Annotated in this window: 16 protein-coding genes; 4 read left to right on the top strand and 12 right to left on the bottom strand. The window is 74.4% G+C overall.

All coding sequences use genetic code 11. The annotated features are described in order from the left end of the window. Positions 1 to 103: 103 nt before the first annotated feature. The 3 genes from ACFYW5_RS11625 to ACFYW5_RS11615 all read right to left on the bottom strand — a co-directional run bounded on the left by ACFYW5_RS11625 (position 104) and on the right by ACFYW5_RS11615 (position 4286). On the bottom strand, positions 104 to 778 hold the full coding sequence (locus ACFYW5_RS11625) for a response regulator (protein ID WP_389416748.1): 675 nt from the start codon (positions 776 to 778) through the stop codon (positions 104 to 106). Then, the gene (locus ACFYW5_RS11620) at positions 775 to 2001 is read right to left on the bottom strand and encodes a sensor histidine kinase (protein WP_389416747.1); all 1227 of its coding nucleotides are present in this window, start codon (positions 1999 to 2001) and stop codon (positions 775 to 777) included. Before ACFYW5_RS11620 ends, ACFYW5_RS11625 begins: the two co-directional genes overlap by 4 nt. 83 nt (positions 2002 to 2084) lie before the next feature. Next, positions 2085 to 4286 (bottom strand): MMPL family transporter, encoded by a 2202-nt coding sequence (locus tag ACFYW5_RS11615; protein ID WP_389416746.1) that lies wholly within the window; start codon positions 4284 to 4286, stop codon positions 2085 to 2087. 270 nt (positions 4287 to 4556) lie between these two features. Between ACFYW5_RS11615 and ACFYW5_RS11610 the strand changes: the two genes are divergently transcribed. Then, positions 4557 to 5882, top strand: a complete 1326-nt coding sequence (locus ACFYW5_RS11610; protein WP_389416745.1) for a lipase family protein — start codon at positions 4557 to 4559, stop codon at positions 5880 to 5882. Here ACFYW5_RS11610 and ACFYW5_RS11605 read toward each other — a convergent pair. Next, positions 5873 to 6640, bottom strand: a complete 768-nt coding sequence (locus ACFYW5_RS11605; protein ID WP_389416744.1) for an MBL fold metallo-hydrolase — start codon at positions 6638 to 6640, stop codon at positions 5873 to 5875. The two genes, ACFYW5_RS11610 and ACFYW5_RS11605, sit on opposite strands and share 10 nt — an antisense overlap. Positions 6641 to 6723: 83 nt before the next feature. Here ACFYW5_RS11605 and ACFYW5_RS11600 point away from each other — a divergent pair, with 83 nt between their 5' ends. Both ACFYW5_RS11600 and ACFYW5_RS11595 read left to right on the top strand, forming a co-directional pair. After that, positions 6724 to 7332, top strand: a complete 609-nt coding sequence (locus tag ACFYW5_RS11600; protein ID WP_389416743.1) for a CGNR zinc finger domain-containing protein — start codon at positions 6724 to 6726, stop codon at positions 7330 to 7332. A gap of 190 nt (positions 7333 to 7522) precedes the next feature. Beyond that, on the top strand, positions 7523 to 8065 hold the full coding sequence (locus ACFYW5_RS11595) for a hypothetical protein (RefSeq protein WP_389416742.1): 543 nt from the start codon (positions 7523 to 7525) through the stop codon (positions 8063 to 8065). Positions 8066 to 8103: 38 nt separating this feature from the next. Here the strand turns inward: ACFYW5_RS11595 and ACFYW5_RS11590 are convergent, their stop codons facing one another. From ACFYW5_RS11590 to ACFYW5_RS11575, 4 genes are all read right to left on the bottom strand, one after another. Next, positions 8104 to 8460 carry a DUF6479 family protein gene (locus ACFYW5_RS11590; protein ID WP_389416741.1) on the bottom strand — a complete coding sequence of 119 codons (357 nt, stop codon included), beginning with the start codon at positions 8458 to 8460 and terminating at the stop codon, positions 8104 to 8106. A 22-nt stretch (positions 8461 to 8482) separates the two neighbouring features. Further along, positions 8483 to 9295, bottom strand: a complete 813-nt coding sequence (locus tag ACFYW5_RS11585; protein ID WP_389416740.1) for a carboxypeptidase regulatory-like domain-containing protein — start codon at positions 9293 to 9295, stop codon at positions 8483 to 8485. A 109-nt stretch (positions 9296 to 9404) separates the two neighbouring features. After that, a complete protein-coding gene (locus ACFYW5_RS11580) occupies positions 9405 to 11051 on the bottom strand; it encodes a glycoside hydrolase family 13 protein (RefSeq protein ID WP_389416739.1) in 1647 nt (548 codons plus the stop codon). 81 nt (positions 11052 to 11132) lie between these two features. Then, the gene (locus ACFYW5_RS11575; RefSeq protein ID WP_389416738.1) at positions 11133 to 11918 is read right to left on the bottom strand and encodes a hypothetical protein; all 786 of its coding nucleotides are present in this window, start codon (positions 11916 to 11918) and stop codon (positions 11133 to 11135) included. Between the two features lie 831 nt (positions 11919 to 12749). On the opposite strand from ACFYW5_RS11575, the gene ACFYW5_RS11570 reads away from it, so the two are divergent. Beyond that, positions 12750 to 13712 carry a nucleoside hydrolase gene (locus tag ACFYW5_RS11570; protein WP_389416737.1) on the top strand — a complete coding sequence of 321 codons (963 nt, stop codon included), beginning with the start codon at positions 12750 to 12752 and terminating at the stop codon, positions 13710 to 13712. Here the strand turns inward: ACFYW5_RS11570 and ACFYW5_RS11565 are convergent. The 4 genes from ACFYW5_RS11565 to ACFYW5_RS11550 all read right to left on the bottom strand — a co-directional run bounded on the left by ACFYW5_RS11565 (position 13709) and on the right by ACFYW5_RS11550 (position 17652). Next, the gene (locus tag ACFYW5_RS11565; protein ID WP_389416736.1) at positions 13709 to 14461 is read right to left on the bottom strand and encodes a GAF and ANTAR domain-containing protein; all 753 of its coding nucleotides are present in this window, start codon (positions 14459 to 14461) and stop codon (positions 13709 to 13711) included. The two genes, ACFYW5_RS11570 and ACFYW5_RS11565, sit on opposite strands and share 4 nt — an antisense overlap. A gap of 112 nt (positions 14462 to 14573) precedes the next feature. Then, positions 14574 to 15251: a TIGR03943 family putative permease subunit gene (locus ACFYW5_RS11560; protein WP_389416735.1), complete on the bottom strand. Its 678-nt coding sequence runs from the start codon at positions 15249 to 15251 to the stop codon at positions 14574 to 14576. Continuing rightward, on the bottom strand, positions 15248 to 16216 hold the full coding sequence (locus ACFYW5_RS11555; protein ID WP_389417006.1) for a permease: 969 nt from the start codon (positions 16214 to 16216) through the stop codon (positions 15248 to 15250). Before ACFYW5_RS11555 ends, ACFYW5_RS11560 begins: the two co-directional genes overlap by 4 nt. A gap of 83 nt (positions 16217 to 16299) precedes the next feature. Next, the gene (locus tag ACFYW5_RS11550; RefSeq protein WP_389416734.1) at positions 16300 to 17652 is read right to left on the bottom strand and encodes a tetratricopeptide repeat protein; all 1353 of its coding nucleotides are present in this window, start codon (positions 17650 to 17652) and stop codon (positions 16300 to 16302) included. Positions 17653 to 17707: the final 55 nt, after the last annotated feature.

Raw genomic sequence — 17707 nt, 5'->3', positions numbered from 1 at the left:
CCGATCCGCGATGACGACCGTCTGGGCCCGCTCGACGGCGCCCGGCTCGGTCGATCACTGCCCACCGCAGTGAAACCGCGGCGCCGTACAACCGAAGCGGCCCTCACCCCGGACCCGCCTGCACCAGCCCCGTCTGGTACGCGATGACGACCAGTTGGGCCCGGTCGCGGGCGTGCAGCTTGGTCATCGCGCGATGGATGTGGGTGCGGACGGTCAGAGGGCTCACCGTGAGCAGGTCCGCGATCTCCCCGTTCGACTTGCCCTCCGCCGCCAGCGCCATCACCTCCCGCTCCCGGACCGTGAGTTCGGCCAGCCGCTCGGGCGGCGCCGACTGGGTGCCCGGTGCGGGAGAGGTGAGGAAGCGGGTGATCAGGGTGCGGGTGGCGCCAGGAGAGAGCAGCGCCTCGCCGGAGGCCACCGTGCGGATGCCGGCCAGCAGGGCGTCCGCGGTGACGTCCTTGCCGAGGAACCCGCTCGCCCCGGCCCGCAGCGCCTGGGCGACGTATTCCTCGGTCTCGAAGGTGGTGAGGATCAGCACCTTCGTGGCGGTGAGGCCGGGGTCGGCGCAGATCGCGGAGGTGCCGGACAGGCCGTCCGTGCCGGGCATCCGGATGTCCATGAGGACGACGTCGGGGTGGTGGGCGCGGGCCAGTTCCAGCGCCTCGGCGCCGTCGGACGCCTCGCCGACGACCTCCATGTCGGGGCAGGAGTCGAGCAGGATCCGGAAGGTGGCCCGCAACAGGGCCTGGTCGTCGGCGAGCAGCACCCTGATGGTCATGGACGGTCTCCTTCTGGGACGGCGGCGGACGGCTGCAACGGCAGTGCGGTGGTGACCTCGAAGCCGCCCTCGGGGCGCGGGCCCGCGCACAGTTCGCCGCCGATGGAGTGGGCGCGTTCACGCATGCCCATCAGCCCGAAGCCGCCGGAGCGCGGGGCGGGACCGACCGGTCCGTCGTTGCTGACCGTGATGAGCAGCCGGGAGTCGGCGTAGGTGAAGCGGACGCGGGCGCTGCGGGCGGCGGCGTGCTTGGAGACGTTGGTCAGGGCCTCCTGCACGATCCGGTACGCGGTCAGGTCCACGCCGGGCGACAGGGACCGCGGTACGCCCTGAGTGGTGACGGTGACGTCGAGGCCCGCCGAGGCGCACGCCGAGATCAGCTCGGGCAGCCGGGCCAGGCCGGGGGCGGGCTCCAGGCCCCCGTTGCTCGGGTGGTCGTCGTCGCGCAGCAGGCCGAGGGTGGCCTTCAGCTCGCGCAGCGCCGAGGAGGTGGTGCCGGTGAGGTCGTCGAGGATCTTCTGGGTCTGCTCGGGGTCGCGGCGCGCGAGGTGGGCGGCGGTGCCGGCCTGGGCGTTGGCCAGGGCCAGGTGGTGGGCGACGACGTCGTGCAGCTCGCGGGCGATGCGCATGCGCTCCTCGGTGACGCGCAGGCGCGCCTCCTCCTCCCGGGTGCGCTCGGCGTGCTCGGCGCGGGCCTGCACGGACTCCAGGTAGGCGCGCCGCAACTGGGTCATCCGCCCGGCGGCGAGCGGCAGCGCCAGCCAGAAGACCGGGCCGATCACCTGCAGGACCACGGTGAGGCCGTCCATGGAGTCGGCGATCACGTTCGCCGTGCTCAGCGCCACCACGATGACGGTGCCGAAGACCCGGACGGTCTTCGGCTCGCAGAGCACCGCCAGCCAGTACAGCGCCGCGAGCAGCGGGGCCAGCAGCAGCGGGGTGAGCAGATAGCCGCGGGTGATGGCGGCGAGGGTGATCAGGGCGACCACGACGAGGACCGTGCGCGGATGGGTGCGGTACTTGAGCAGGACGAGGCAGCTCAGGCCGAGGAGGATCTCGGTGGGCCGGCCGGAGCCGGGGGGCCGGCTGCCGGGGAGGCTGAGCTGGGTGCCGAGGACCGCACAGCCGATCAGCGCGACGACCATCATCACGTCGAGGATGTGCGGGAAGCGTGCCGCGTACTGCTCGAAGCGGTCGGCGTAACGCTCCAGGCTCTTGCTCATCGGGGGCTCTCCCGGTCAGGTACTGAGGTCCATGGTGGACGACGGACGGGCCGCCCGGCTCGCGGGCGGCCCGTCGGCCCGGCTCAGGCGCGGGCGACCTCTTTCTCGGCCGGGGCCGGTGCGGGCTCGGCGGGGCGGCTGAGCGCCTCGCCCTCCACGTCGACCCGGGGCAGGATCCGGTCCAGCCACTTCGGCAGCCACCAGGCCCGGTCGCCGAGCAGGGCGAGGACCGCGGGCACGATCGCCATCCGGACGACGAAGGCGTCGAACAGGACGGCGGAGGCGAGCCCGAAACCGATCATCTTGATCATGGAGTCGCTCTCGCCGATGAACCCGGCGAACACCGCGATCATGATCAGCGCGGCGGCCGTGACCACCCGGGCGCTGTGCCGGAAGCCGGAGGTCACGGCCTGGGCCGGGCTCTCCCCGTGGACGTACGCCTCCCGCATCCGGGAGACCAGGAAGACCTCGTAGTCCATCGCGAGTCCGAAGACGATGCCCACCAGGAAGATCGGCATCAGGCTCATGATCGGTCCGGTGGTCTCCACGCCCAGCAGTCCCGCGCCGTGGCCCTGCTGGAAGACCACGACCACCGTGCCGAGGGAGGCGAGCACCGAGAGCAGGAAGCCGAGGGCCGCCTTCAGCGGGACCAGCACGGACCGGAAGACCACCAGCAGCAGGACGACGGCGAGCCCGACCACGACGATCAGATACGGCACCAGCGCGGACTGCACCTTCTCGGCGATGTCGATGTTCAGCGCGGTGGTGCCGGTGACCTCGAAGCTCGCCCCGGTCGCGGACTCCACGTCCGGCCGCTCGCCGCGAATGGTGGTGACCAGGTCCTTGGTCTTCTCGTCGGTGGGGGCGGTGGCCGGTACGACGGAGAGGACGGCGGTGTCACCGGCCTCGTTGAAGCGGGCGGGCGACACGGAGACCACGCCCTCGGTGGAGCCGATCCTTTCGGCGACGGTGGCCGTGGCGGCCTTGGGGTCCTCGGCGCCCCGGGCGTCGACGACGACGGTCAGCGGCCCGTTGAAGCCGGGCCCGAACCCCTCGGCGAGCGCGTCGTAGGCCCGCCGCTCGGTCGTCGAGGTGGACTTGGCCTCGTCGCCGGGCATGCCGAGCTGGAGGTCGGCCACGGGTATCGCGAGGGCGCCGAGGCCCACGACGCCGAGCAGCAGCACGGGCAGCGGGCGGCGCAGCACGAACCGGGCCCAGCGGGTGCCGCCGTTGTCCTGGGCGGTCTCCTCGGTACGGCCGCGGCGGCGGGCCCGGCGGGAGAGCACGGCGTCGGGCCAGAAGCCGAGGAAGGCCGGGACGAGGGTCAGCGCGATCAGTACGCCGACGACGACCGCGCCCGCCGCGGCGAGCCCCATCTTGGTGAGCATCGGGATGCCGACCACGGAGAGTCCGGCGAGGGCGATGACGACGGTGAGGCCCGCGAAGACGACCGCGGATCCGGCGGTGCCGGTGGCGAGGGCGGCGGCCTCCTGGGGCGCGGCCCCCTTGGCGCGCTCCTCGCGGTAGCGGGAGACGACGAACAGGGCGTAGTCGATGCCGACGGCCAGGCCCAGCATCATCGCCAGGGTGCCGGTGGTGGTGGACAGGCCCAGGGCGCTGGACAGGGCCAGGATCGTGGCCATGCTCACGCCGACGCCGATCACGGCGGTCAGCAGCGGCAGCCCGGCCGCGGCCAGCGAGCCGAAGGTGACCAGCAGCACCACGGCCGCGATGGCGATACCGATCGCCTCGGCCGCGCCGCCGGGTCCGCCGCCGTCCTCCAGGGCGGTCCCGCCGGCCTCGACGGTGAGCCCGGCGTCCCGGGCCTGCTCCAGGGTCTGATCCAGCTGGGCCGTGCTCGCGTCGGTGAGGTCGGCGGGGCCGACCTCATAGGTGACGGTCGAGTACGCGGTGGTGCCGTCCTCGCTGACCGCGCCCGCCTGGAAGGGGTCGACGGCACCGGCCACCTGGGAGCCGCCGGCGAGTTCGGCGACCGCCGCCTCGACGGCCTCCTTGTGCTCGGTCGCGGTGACCTTCTCACCGCCCGGCGCGACGAAGACGACCCGGGCGGTCGCGCCGTCCGCCGTGGTGCCGGGGAAGCGCTCCTCCATCAGGTCGAACGCCTGCTGCGACTCGATCCCCGGCATGGAGAACTCCTCGTCGGCGGCGCCCGGGGCCTTCATGGCGCCGAGCCCGACGGCGGCCAGCACCGCCGCCCAGACCAGGACGACGTACCAGCGCCGCCGGAAGGCCAGGCGGCCCCATCGGTAAAGGAAAGCAGCCACGGGGGAGGTCTCCACATCTGGATGTCGAAGGTGCCTCCAGGCTCTCCGGGCAGGGGGTGCCGTGTCGTCGTGCGGCTGCCGACACTGCGGCGTACTGAAAACGCAGTACGCGCCGCTGCGCGCCTCACTCCACGGGACGAGGGCCCCTCCCCGCCTCACATTACTGAAACGTAACCTACCGGCCGGTACCCCTTGAGGTGTTACCGACGGTACGGTCCCTGGCGAGCCCTTCCGCACCTTCCTGCCAGCCGCTTCACCAGGAGGTTCGCCATGCCCGCACGCAGACGGCTCGTGGCCGGGGGCGTCATCGCCGCCGCCTGCCTCGGCGCCCAGACCCTCACCGGCACCGCCGCCACGGCGGCCGACGAGGTCGTGTCCCGAGGGGTCACCATCCCCGCGTTCTACCACCCGCCCGCCACCCTGCCCGCCGCCGACGGCGCCCTCGTGCGCAGCGAGCCGCTCAAGCTGGCCCTGAGGCTGCCGAGCCTGAACGGCCCGCTGCCGGGCCGGGCCACCCGCCTGATGTACAAGTCCACCGATTCCACCGGCCGCCCGGTCGCCGTGACCGGCGCCTACATCGAACCCGCCGCAACCTGGAAGGGCGAGGGCCCCCGCCCGCTGGTGGCGCTCGCGCCCGGCACGATGGGCCAGGGCGACCAGTGCGCCGCGTCCATGGGCCTGGAGCACCCGCTCCGGTTCAACGGCGAGACGGTCTCCGTCGGCTACGAGGACCTGGCGATCTACCGCCTGCTCGCCACCGGTACGGCCGTCGTCGTCACCGACTACGCCGGACTCGGCGCGACCGACCGGCTGCACACCTACGTCAACCGGGTCGACGGGGCCCACGCCCTGCTGGACGCCGCCCGGGCCGCCCGTGCGGTGAGCGGGGCCTCGGTGACGGACCGGTCCCGGGTGGGGCTGTTCGGGTACAGCCAGGGCGGCGGGGCGAGCGCGGCCGCCGCGGAGCTCCAGCCCTCCTACGCCCCCGACGTCAACCTCGCCGGGACGTACTCCGGCGCCCCGCCCGCCGACCTGACCGAGGTCACCCGGGCGATCGACGGCAGCGAACTGGCCGGCGCGCTCGGCTGGTCCCTCAACGGGTTCGTCCAGTCCGAACCGGCCCTGAAGCCGATCGCGGACGCCCACCTGAACGCGGCGGGCAAGGCGGCGCTCAACGACCTGTCGACGATGTGCGTGGGCGACGCGCTGTTCGGGTACGGCGGGGCCAGAAGCACGGCGTGGACGACGGACGGCCGCTCGGTCAGCGACATCATCGCCGCCACCCCGGCACTGAAGTCCTTCCTCAACAGCCAGCGCATCGGCGCCCTGAAGCCGGCCACTCCGGTACGGGTGGCGACCGGGGTCAGCGACAACCTGGTCCCCCACGCCCAGTCCCGGCGCCTGGCGACCGACTGGTGCGCGAAGGGCGCGAACGTGACCTACGACCCGGTGCGCCTGCCCGACTCCGGCAGCGCCCTGCTCAACCACTTCACCCCGCTGCTCACCGACCAGGGCGACGCGGTCGAGTGGCTCACGGACCGCCTCAAGGGCAGGCAGGCCTCCTCCAACTGCTGGAGCATGCCGCTTCAGCCGTGAAGGTCGAGCACCTCCTGAAGGCCGGCCTCGGCGAACGCGGCCACCAGCTCCTCGCGCCCCTCGGTGAAATGGGCCCAGCTGTCGTAGTGGACGGGGACCACCCGGCGGGCGCCGAGGAGGCGGGCGGCCTCGGCGGCCTGGGCGCTGTCCAGGACGAGCGGGGCGTTGTCGAAGAGGACCGGGAAGCGGGGGGCGCCTGCGAAGAGGACGGCGGTGTCGACGGGGCCGAAGCGGTCCGCGATCTCCTTGACCGCTTCCAGGGAGGCGTTGTCGCCGCTGACGTAGACCGAGGGCAGGCCCTCGCCGGTCAGCACGAATCCGACGACCTCGCCGGTGAGCGGTTCCACCGCCTCCCGGGGGCCGGGGCCGTGGATCGCCGGTACGGCCGTGACCGTGACGGTGCCGCCGCCGGGGCGGTCGAGGTCGAGCGTCTCCCAGTCCGCCATGCCCTTGGCGTTGCCGCCGAGCCGGCTGCCGCCGCCGGGGGTGGTCAGGGTGAGCGGGACGTCGGCCAGCAGGGCGCGGCCCGCGTGGTCGAGGTTGTCCGCGTGCTCGTCGTGGGAGAGCAGCACCACGTCGATACGGCCCAGGTCGGCGGGGGTGACCGGGGCCGGGGTCAGCTTGCGCAGGGTGGGGCGGCCCGGGCCGCCGTACTCGCCGGGGGCGTCGAAGGTCGGGTCGGTGAGGAAGGTCAGGCCGCCGTACTCGAAGAAGGCGGTCGGGCCGCCGAGGACGCGCACGGGCAGGGGTATGGACATGGATCAAGTTCTCCTCACGGATGGTGAATCGTCTATCCGTGAGAGACGGTAGACCTGTCTCACGGTTGGAAGCAAGACGTACCATGAGAGTCATGACACAGACCGTTGCTGTCGACGGTGCGCTCCCGCCCGCACCCGGCGCGGAGCAGTACCCGGCGCTCGACTTCGCCAACAGCGCGATCGCCTTGCCCGGGGGGCATTACGTCGACTTCCTCGGCACCCCCGGGGGCGCTGGGCGGTGGCTGGAGGAGCGCGGGCTCGCGCCCGCGGACGCGGGCATCCGGGAGATGTGCGCCGCGCAGTTGCGGTCGCTGCGCGAGCAGATCCGGGCGCTGCTCGCCGCCCGCCTCGACGAGGCGCCCGCGCCCACGGGGGCGCTGGCCGCGGTCAATGACGCGCTCAGGCGGGCTCCGGCCGCGGCGCTGCTGCACTGGGACACCGGCCGCGGGCTGTACCGGGCCACCGCCCACCCCGTCGACCAGATCCTCGACCACGCGCTGGCGAACCTCGCCACGAACGCCGCCGACCTGCTGACCGGCCCCGACGCCGACCGCCTCACCGCCTGCGGCTCACCCCCCTGCAACCGCTACCTCCTGCGCCACGGCCGCCGCCACTGGTGCTCCACCCGCTGCGGCGACAGAGCCCGCGCAGCCCGCGCCTACGCCCGCCGAACGGGCACCCCAGAGCCCTGACCGAGAGGGCTGCGGAGCCCTGACCCCGTATGGCAGGGCTTCGGGTCCCTGTAGGTCTGGGCTCCGGGTTCCCGTCAGTGGGCGCAGGCCCGCGAGTCGGTCACCCGGACGGTCCACCCCCGTGGCCGGAGGGCCGGGGCGCGCGGAGGGTGGGGGCAATGACTGCCTATGAAGGAAGCGGGGTAGGTCCATGACCCAGCAGCCGCACGCCACGCCGCCGGCCGGCGGGGGGCGCCACTCTCAGGCGCCCTCGCAGGAGGCACCCGTCTGGGACGACGCCCACCGTCCGGCCGGGACCGCGCCCGGGACCAGGGGCTCCGCCGGGCCCGGTGGACCCGGCACCGACTGGCAGACCGGCGGGCTGGTCTTCGCCGGTGTCCTGATGATGGTCAACGGCATCGTCGCCATCCTCCAGGGCATCTCCGCGCTCGCCGCGGACGACGTGTACGACCGCATCGGCGAGTACGTCTACGAGATCAGCCTCACCGGCTGGGGCGTCATCCTGATCTGCCTGGGCGCACTGGCCGCGGCCGTCGGCTACGGCATCCTCAAGGGCGCCTGGTGGGCCCGGATGACCGGCATCTTCCTGGCGTCCCTGAGCCTGGTGGCGCACTTCCTCTTCCTGCCCTACCAGCCCGTCTGGTCGATCCTCATGATCGCGCTGGACGTCTTCGTGATCTGGGCCCTCGCCACGGCACCCGGCAAGCCCGGCATGTCCCCCGCGGGCCGGTAACCCCGGTTCCACGCGACCGGCCGGTGAGCGGCCACGGCTCAGACGTGCCCGAGACCGCCGCTTCCGAAGGACCCACTCGACCCCGGAAGCCAGCGCTTGCGCTTCTGGTCCGCGCCGCGCCTGGTGCTCTGCCGCCGGAGCTCGTGCGGCATGAGCCGCTCACCGCCCGCCGCCAGCGGTATCTCCTCCGCCTCCCGCATCTCACTGATCTCCCGGATGGGCCCACCGACGGGCAGCGTCGGCTGTTCCTCGGGGCTCGGGTGCGGAAGCTCCCGGTCCATGACCCGCATGCCGAACTGCACGGCGAACACCAGTGCGCCGGCGATGAACAGACCACCGGCGAAAGCGGCGACCACGTTGAGGACGTCGCTTCCCGCGGCCGCAAGGTCAACCATCGAAGCACTCATAGCCCAATTATCACCCAATCAGCCGATTAGGCTCCTTATGGGTGTCTGCTTTCTTGTTCGGTTTCTCGTTCGGTTTCTTGTTCTTCTTCTCGGCTCTGCCCTCGACCGTCACGGCGATCTGCTCGCTCACCGCCCCGGCACCGTTCAGCGTGGCCACCGCCTGGAGCAGCCCCGGGCCCGCCGCGAGCGGGAGGCCCGGCACGCAGGACCAGTCGCCGTCGGCGGTGGCGGTCGTGGAGCAGACCTCGTTCTCCAGGGCGTCCCGCACGGTGACCTGCGCGCCCGGGTAGGCGGTCCCGGAGGTCTCCGGGCGCGCGCTCAGCGTCCCGCCCGGCCGTGGCCGCAGCAGCGTCGGCGCGGGCAGGCCCACGGTGACCGCGCAGCTGCCCCGGTCCCGCGGCACGCCCTCCGCGTCCGTCAGCACCAGCGCGCAGCCGGTGAGCCGGGTGCCGGGGACCGCCTCCGCGGGCACCGCCAGCACGAACGGGAAGCCGCGGCCCCGCCACGGCACGCCCGCCGAGGGCCCGCCGAAGGTGTACGTGCCGCTGTGGCCGCCGCTGCCGACGGCACCGCGGTAGCCGCGGGCGTCGAGGGGCGTGCCCGTGACGACGGCCGGGGCGGGAGCCGTCAGTGTCAGCGCCGATCCGGCGCCGAGGCCGGGCCCGGTGTACCCGGCGACCTCGACGACGCCCTCCCGGCCCGGCTCGATGGTGGCGGCGCCCCACAACTCGCCCCCGCTCTCCGCGCGAGCCTGCCCCGGCGCCCCCGCCAGCAGGGCGCCCGCCAGGGCGAGCCCGGACACGGTCGTGCGGTATCTGTTCATCGTCGGCAGAGCTCCTCGCACCGGGGGCGACACACCTGCTGTGATTCTCGCGGCCACCCCCGCAACGGACCTGCGCAGGTGGGCCGTACGGACGAGCCCCGGGCGCCGGTCAGGTGAGCCAGACGGTCGTGTCGTTGCCCAGCCGTCCGTCCGGCTCCAGCGGGGAGCTGCTGATGACGACCTCGCCCGCCGGAAGCGGCACCGGCTCCCCCGACAGGTTGGCGACGCACCGCCACCCGTCGGACCGGGCGAACTGGAGCACGCCCTCCGGCCCGTCCTCGGCCCAGGTCAGGAACTCCCCCTCCAGCAGCTTGCGCCGCAGCCGCAGCGCCCGCCGGTACAGCTCGAGAGTCGCCCCCTCCACTCCGTCCTGGGCCTCGACGGAGTACTCGGCGAACCACTCCGGCTGCGGCAGCCAGGCACCGGACCCGCCGAACCCGTAGGACGGGCCGCCGGTGGTCCACGGCAGCGGCACCCGGCACCCGTCCCGCCCCTTGCGCACCCGTCCGGTCTGCTCCCAGATCGGGTCCTGGAGGACGGTCACCGGTAGATCGGCGACCTCGGGCAGCCCGAGTTCCTCGCCCTGGTAGACGTACGCGGATCCCGGCAGCGCGAGCATCAGCAGGGTGGCGGCCCGGGCGCGCCGCAGCCCGGCCGACCGGTCCACGGCCGGGGCCCGGCCGCCGGACAGCAGCCAGGCGTTGTCGTCGGTGCCCGGCGGGAGCATCAGGCGGGAGGCGTGCCGGACGACGTCGTGGTTGGACAGCACCCAGGTGGCGGAGGCGCCGGCGGCATGGGCCTGGGCGAGGGAGTCGCCGATGACGCGCCGCAGTTCCCGGGCGTCCCAGGCGGCTTGCAGGTATTCGAAGTTGAACGCCTGGCCGAGTTCCTCGGGGCGGGCGTACAGGACCCGTCGGGGGCCCGGGACCCAGGCTTCGGCGACGGCCATGCGAGGTGGGGAGTAGCTGTCGAGGAGCCGCCGCCAGTCGCGGTAGATCTCGTGGACCTCGTCGCGGTCGAAGAAGGGATGGCTGCCGGGGGGCATCCCGGCCAGGGCCTCCTCCCCGCTCAGCGCCGGATCGCCGAGGTCGCGCAGGGGCTCGGCCAGGTCCTTGGCGAGGGCGTGGGCGACGTCGATCCGGAAGCCGTCCACGCCGCGGTCGGCCCAGAAGCGCAGGGTGGTGCGGAAGTCGGCGCGGACCTCGTCGTGCGCCCAGTTCAGGTCCGGCTGCTGGGCCGCGAACAGATGCAGGTACCACTGCCCGTCCGGCACCCGCTGCCAGGCGCTGCCGCCGAAGACGGACTGCCAGTCGGTGGGCGGGAGTTCACCGTGAGCGCCGCGGCCGTCCCGGAAGACGTACCGCTCCCGCGCGGCCGAACCGGGCCCGTCCACGAGCGCCTGCTGGAACCAGACGTGCTGGTGGGAGGTGTGGTTGGGCACGATGTCGACCATGACCTTCAGCCCGAGGCGATGGGCCTCCTCGACCAGGGCGTCGAAGTCGTCGAGGGTGCCGAGGCGGGGGTCGACATCGCGGTGATCGGCGACGTCGTACCCGCCGTCGGCGAGCTCGGAGGGGTAGAAGGGGCTCAGCCACAGGGCGTCGACACCGAGGGTGGCGAGATGGGCGAGCCGCTCGGTGACACCCCGGATGTCGCCGAACCCGTCACCGTCGGCGTCGGCGAAGCTGCGCGGATACACCTGGTAGACGACGGCCTGGCGCCACCAGTCGGGGTTGCGGGACGAGAGGTCGGGCACACGGTCTCCTCTGCGAGGCGGAACAGGGCGGCAACGAGAACACTGTCCACTTCGGGCGGCGCCCAGTGCGGCAAGGCGCGATCACACCTCCACGCGCCCCAGTCTCCGTACCTCCGCCAGCCTGCGCGCCCCGAGGTCGGTCGCCGTCCAGGTCGCTTCCGCCGGTACGTCGCCGAGGCCGCCGTTGGTGAGGACCAGCGTGTCGTCGCCGACGCGGACCGCGGCCAGGTCGAGCGTGAGGGTGGTGTCGTCGGGGGTGCTCAGCATGATGCGCAGGCCCTGGCGGGCGTCGCCGGCGTCCGGCAGGTCGGTCTCGTACACCTCGGCGTACTGCCGCTTCCCGGCCGCGGTCACCGCCGTGAACTCGCCGCACCTTTCGGGCAGGGACCGCAGCCAGGCCAGGGTGCGGTCGACCTCTTCGGCCGGGTGCGCCACGACCTGGTAGCGGAGCTGGGCGCCGTCCCAGTCGTCGTCCAGCCCGGTCACCGCGCGGGTGCGGGCCTCGGGGCCGAAGAACTCCTCCGTGTAGAGGACGTCCAGCAGCCGCCGGCAGTCGGCCCGGTCGGTGCTCGCCTTGAGCATGCCGTCCCGCCAGGTGGCGGCGCCCTGGGTCGCCGACCAGGGCTCCCCGAGGTCCGCCTCGGTGATCAGGGCCGCTCGGGCCTGCGCCTCGGTGAGGGCGGGAGCGGACGCCCGGGACGGGGCGGGGGCACTCGGGACGGCGGTGGGGGAGGCGGGGGAAGCGCTCGCCGGGGGCTTGGCGGTGGCGTCCGGTCCCTCGGCACCGCAGGCGGTCGCGGTCAGCAGGGCGCCCAGGGCGAGGGCCGGGGCGGCGAGAGCGCGGGTGCGGGCCGGGGGTCGGGGCATAGGGGAGCCTCCTGAGGGCTGCGAGCGGGGGCCGGCGGACCGGCGATGATCGACGGCGTACTTTCAAGGCACCATCACGCGCGCCCGTCCACCAGCGCGCCGGTCCGTCCGGGTGAGCCCGGCACCCGGCCGGGGGCCGTGCTCCAGCCTCCGGCCCCGTCGCCCGGACCGCCCCGGGACACCCGGCCCGGGGGCGTGCTCCAGCCTCCAGGCCCTGCCGTCCGGATCGGCCCGGACGCGAGATGCGGGGGCGTGCTCCACGCCGCGGACCCGGCGTCCGGATCGGCCTGGGACACCCGCCCGGGGGGGGCGTGCTCCAGCCTCCGGGCCCCGTCGTCCGGATCGGCCCGGAGCACCCGCCCGGGGGGAGCCGTGCTCCAGCCTCCGGGCCCTGCCGTCCGGATCGGCCCGGACGCGAGATGCGCCACCTCTCGGACCAACACGCGGGGCCGTCCACCAGCGCGCCAGTCCGTCCGGGCGAGCGGGGCACCCGGCCGAGGGGCACGTCCCAGCCTCCGACCCTCGCCCGGATCGGCCCGGAGCACCCGGCCGGGGGCGCGCTCCGGCCTCCGGACCCCCTCGCCCGGATCGGCCCGGAGCACCCGCCGGGGGGCCGTGCTCCAGGCTCCGGATCCTGGCGTCCGTATCGGGTCCGGGGCGCCCCCCGGCCGGGGCGTGCCCCACGCTCCGGGCCCCGTCGCCCCGATCGGCCCGGTCGCGAGGTGCGGCACCTCTCGGCCGGTCGCGCGTGCCGGAGTTCGGGGCGGCGGGATGATCCGGGCGGCAGGCTCTAAGGTCGGTCGGGTAGGGACCGACGATGAGGGAGCGCCCGTGACCGGTCAGCCCATTCCGGTGGTCATCGACTGCGACACCGGTGTCGACGACGCCCTGGCCCTGCTGTTCGCCGTACGGCATCCGGGCCTCGATGTGCGGGCGGTGACCTGCGTGGCGGGGAACACCGACGTCGAGGGTGTCGTCCGCAACACGCTGACGGTGCTGGAGCACGCCGGTGCCGGGGACATCCCGGTCGCGCGGGGTGCCGAGCGGCCGCTGATCGAGCCGGTGCGCACGGCGCGCCACGTCCACGGCCAGGACGGGATGGGCGACCTGGGCCTGCCCGCGCCGACCCGGCGGCCGGTGGACGTGGACGCGGTGACGCTGCTGCGCCGCGAGATCCTGGCGTCGCCCCGGCCGGTGACGCTGATTCCGACCGCGCCGCTGACGAACATCGCCCTGTTGCTGCGTACGCACCCCGAGGTGGTGCGGAACATCGAGCGGATCGTGTTCATGGGCGGGGCGGTGGCGACCGGGAACGCCACCCCGGTCGCCGAGTTCAACGTGTGGCACGACCCCGAGGCGGCGGCGGTGCTGCTCACCGCGGGGGTGCCGATCACGATGTACGGCCTCGACGTGTTCCAGCGGGTGCTGGTCCCGGCGGGGGACGTGGAGCGGCTGCGGGCGAGTGCGCAGCCGCGGCTGCGGCTGGCCGGGGAACTCCTCGCCCACCGCGACCCGGCCCTGTCGGGCGACCCCACGCCGTCCGGCGGTCTCGGTGACGCGGGCGCCGTATGCGCGGTCGTCGACCCGGCCGGCATCACCACCGAACTCCTCCCGGTGGAGGTCTCGTTGGCGCCGGGCCCGACCCGGGGCCAGACGATCGTGGACCGCCGCGCGCGTCCCGGCGAGGCGGAGATCCACGACGGGGAGCGGGAACAGCGGCTGGTGGACGTGGCGTTGGACGTCGACGTCGAGCGGTACGTGAAGCTGTGGCTGTCGGCGGTGGAGGGCGACTAGGCGCCCGGGGAGAACCGCAGCCGGTGGCTCACCACGTCGCGGGCCACGTCCGCCACCGTGCGCCCTCGGGCGAAGGCGTGGCCGCGCAGTCGGGCCACGGCCTCGTGGGCGCCGACGCCGAGCTGGGCCATCACCATGCCGATGGCCTGGTAGATGCCGTCGTGGTCGGGCGCCAGCCCGTCCAGCCAGCCGGACCGCCCCTGACCGTCCGCCCCGCCCTCCCAGCCCTCGCCGTCGCCGCTGTCCCGGGACAGCGCCATCACCGCCATGGTCATGGCTCCCGCCAGGGCCCGCGCCGTCCGCAGCTCGGTGGCGGAGAGCCCGCCGGGGGTGTCGCGGTACAGGTCGAGCGTGCCCACGCAGACCGCGTCGTCGCCGAGCGGCAGCGAGTACGCCGCCAGCACCCCGGCCTCCGTGGCCTCCTCGGCGAAGACCGGCCAGCGGTCCACGTCCTGCCCCTGCGTCAGGTCGGAGGCGAGCACCGGCCGCCCGCTGCGCACCGCGCTGGAGCAGGGTCCGTCGCCCAAGGTGGCCTGGAGGTCCGTCACATACGCGGCCTGCGCGCCGGTCGCGCACAGCCGCACCGGCATCTCGTCGTCGTGCAGCGAGACACTGGCTCCGGTCACCGGGAGCAGTTCCAGCGCGACGGCACAGAGCCGACGCGGGATCTCTGCGGGGCCGTTGCCCTCGGCCGGACGGCCGTCGCCGCCTGCGGCACCGCGGTGGTCGTCCCTGGGCCGCACGGTCACCGCCTCCTCACACCGTCGGCGCGACGCACACCGTCCCCCGTGCTCGACGGCCCTGCGGCCGTCCGCCCCCGGACTCCGCCCGACTACCCGGCGCCCAGGGGGCGAAACGCGCTCACCGCTTCTCGTAGGGGTTGGCCGGCTGCGCGATCCGCCGCACCGACTCCGCGTCGAGCACGGCCGGCCAGGCGTCGTCGCCGCCGAGTGTCCCCTCGGGGTGCCAGGTGCCGGTGACCGTGACCCAGGTGTCGTCCGGCGCGGCGGCGGCGCCCCGGATCTCGACCTTGCCGGCGGTGGCGTCGGCGGCACAGCAGGAGACCAGCAGCCGGGTGACGTACCAGGTGCCGTCGGCGTCGTGGGTGACGAACCCGGTCAGCCGGACGGTGCGGCCCTTCAGCGACCGTTCGCTGTCGTAGATCGCCCGGGAGGCGAACTCCCCGAGGGTCAGGTCGACCGGGTCCCCGGCGGGCAGCGCGGGAAAGGTCCCGACGCCCTGGGCGGCCCGCTCGGCGGCCTCGCGCTCGGCGCTGTAGGAGCCGAGGGCGGGCGGCGGGAAGAGCAGCAGGGCCAGGGCGGGCAGCGCGAGCAGCCAGGCGACCCGGGGACCGGGACCCGCATCAGCGGAACGCCCCGCCGCCACCAGCCCCAGCACCACCAGCACCGCCGCCGACACGACCAGGTACGGCCGCAGCCCGGGCTGGACGTAGCGCAGATACACCTCGCTGAACAGCGAGATCCGCAGCACCGCCGCGCCGAGGAGCAGCAGCAGGACCGCCGGTCCGTACCGCCTCACAGCAGCCACCACCCCACGAGCGCACTGCTCGTCACGGCGACCACCCAGGTCGCCGCCGAGAATCGGATCGCGAAGGCCCGCCCGAAGGTGCCCGTCTGCAACGCGATGAGCTTCAGGTCGACCATCGGGCCGACCACCATGAACGCCAGCCGGGCGGTCGGCGAGAAGCCGCTCAGCGAGGCGGCGACGAAGGCGTCCGCCTCGCTGCACACGCACAGCAGCACGGCCAGCACCGCCAGCATCAGGACGGCCGCCCACCCGGGCACGTCCAGCAGGGAGCGGGGCACCACGATGCTGAAGGTGGCCGCTGCCGCCGCGCCCACCACCAGGAAGCCGCCCGCGTGCAGGAAGTCGTGCTGGAGTCCGGCGACGAAGGCCCCCGCCCCGGAGCCGTGGTCGTGCCCGCGGCGTTTGCCGGGCCGCAGCCACTCCTCGCGCCCGAAGCGCACCCACAGCCATCCCATGACCACCGCCGTGGCCAGTGAGGCGACGAGCCGCCCCAGCACCATCTCGGGCTGTCCGGGGAAGGCGACGGCGGTGGCGACGAGCACCACCGGGTTGATCGCGGGCGCCGAGAGCAGGAAGGCGAGCGCGGCGGCGGGGGCGACCCCCCGGCGCATCAGGCTGTCGGCCACCGGCACGGACGCGCACTCGCACCCCGGCAGCACGACCCCGGCCGCACCGGCCACCGGCACGGCGAGCGCCGGGTTGCGCGGCAGCAGCCGGGTGAAGACCCGCTCGGGCACGAAGGCCCCGATCGCCGCCGACACCACGGTGCCGAGCAGCAGGAAGGGCACGCTCTGCACGGCGATGGCGGTGAACACCGTCCACCAGGCGGCCACGGCGGGCGTGTACAGGTCGAGCGCGAGGGTGGGCCCCAGCACGGACGCGACGGTGGCGATGGCGAGCAGCGCGGATCCGCCGACCACGGTGTACACGAGGGCGCGCAGGCCGCCGTAGACCATCGTCCGTTGATTCGCCACGTGCCCGCCCCAAGATCCCGCTCGCCCTGTGCCCCGGGCAGGCTAACCGCAGGTGCTGTGCGCGGTCACAGCGGAGGCTGTGCGGGTGCGGGTCCGAGGGTGGTGGTGCCGGGGGCCGTACGGTGCCCGAGACCCGTCCGGTACGCGTCCAGGGCGGCCTCCACCCGGCCGGTACGGCGGAGCAGGTCGCCGAGCAGCCGGCACAGGTCGGCCAGGTCACCGGCCGCGCCGGCCCGCTCCAGCAGGCTGAGCGCGCGGACGTAGTGCTCCTCGGCGGCCTCGGTGTCGCGGGCGTCCTCGGCGATGATGCCGAGCAGCCGGTGGGCGGCGGCGGAGTGCAGGGCGCCGCGTTCGGAGCTGAGGTCGGCCAGCACCTCGTGGAGCAGGGCGGCGGCCTCGTCGGACTTGCCGCGCCGGTGCAGGACGTCGGCCAGTTCGACGGCGACCTGGCTGGTGTAGAGGGCGGCGCGCTTGGCCGACAGCATGGCCCGCGCCTCCCGCAGCTCGGCCTCGGCCCGGTCCAGCTCGCCGTTCTGCGCGCAGACGTACCCGCGCATCCAGTGGCAGTGCGCCAGCTCGGTACGGATCTGGAGCCCGCGGTACAGCTCGGCCGCCTTGGCCAGGGAGGCGTCGGCCTCGGCGATCCGCCCCTCGGCGAGCAGGGTGCGGGCCACGGACCGGTGCATCCGGGCGACCAGCGCCGGGTCCCCGGCCCGCGGCGCCAGGGCGAGCGCCAGCTCGGCGGCCTGGGCGGCGCGCGCGTGCGCGCCCAGGTCCATGTACGGGCCGATGACACTGGCGTAGAGCAGCAACAGCGCGTCGGGGTCGTGCAGTCCGCCCCGGTTCAGCTCGTCGAGGGTGGACTCCAGCAGGTAGACGGCGTACCGCAGCTCCCCGGCGAGGTAGTGGGCGACGGCCCGTCCGCGCAGCGCCGGGACCCGCGTCGGCAGCGGGGCCGCCCCGAGCGCCTGCTCGGCCTGCTCGAAGTGGCGGCGGGCGGCGTCCAGGTCGCCGGTGTCGATACCGCACTCGCCGAGCCCGAGCAGCGCGGCCACCCGTTCCTCGACCAGCCCGTGCGTCTCCGCCTCGCCGAGCACCGCCGTGAACGCCTCGGCGGCGGCCTCGGTGGCGCCGGTGGCGCCGGTGGCCAGGATGCGCTGGGCGCCGGTGAGCTGGAGCCGCAGCTCGGTGGCGAGCCGGGCGGAGCGCCCGGTGACCAGCTCGTCGTAGGCCACGCCGAGCCGTTCGGCGATGTGCCGCAGCGCCTCGTCGGAGGCCCGCACCCGCCCGGCCTCCAGGGTGGAGACGTAGGCGGGCGTGTAGGCGGGTTCCGCCAACTGCTTCTGGGTCAGCCCGCGTTCCGCCCGCAGCTGCTGCACCCGGCGCCCGATCGTCACCGGGTCGTCGCGCTCCGACATGCCCAACTCCCCTGGTGCCCCTTGCCGTTCGCCTCGGACAGCCCCTAGGTTAAAC

The organism is Streptomyces sp. NPDC002779 (assembly GCF_042888685.1).
In the GTDB taxonomy this organism is placed as follows: Bacteria; Actinomycetota; Actinomycetes; order Streptomycetales; family Streptomycetaceae; genus Streptomyces.
Note: the sequence above shows the minus strand (reverse complement) of the source record. Positions and strands in the feature narration are given on the sequence as shown.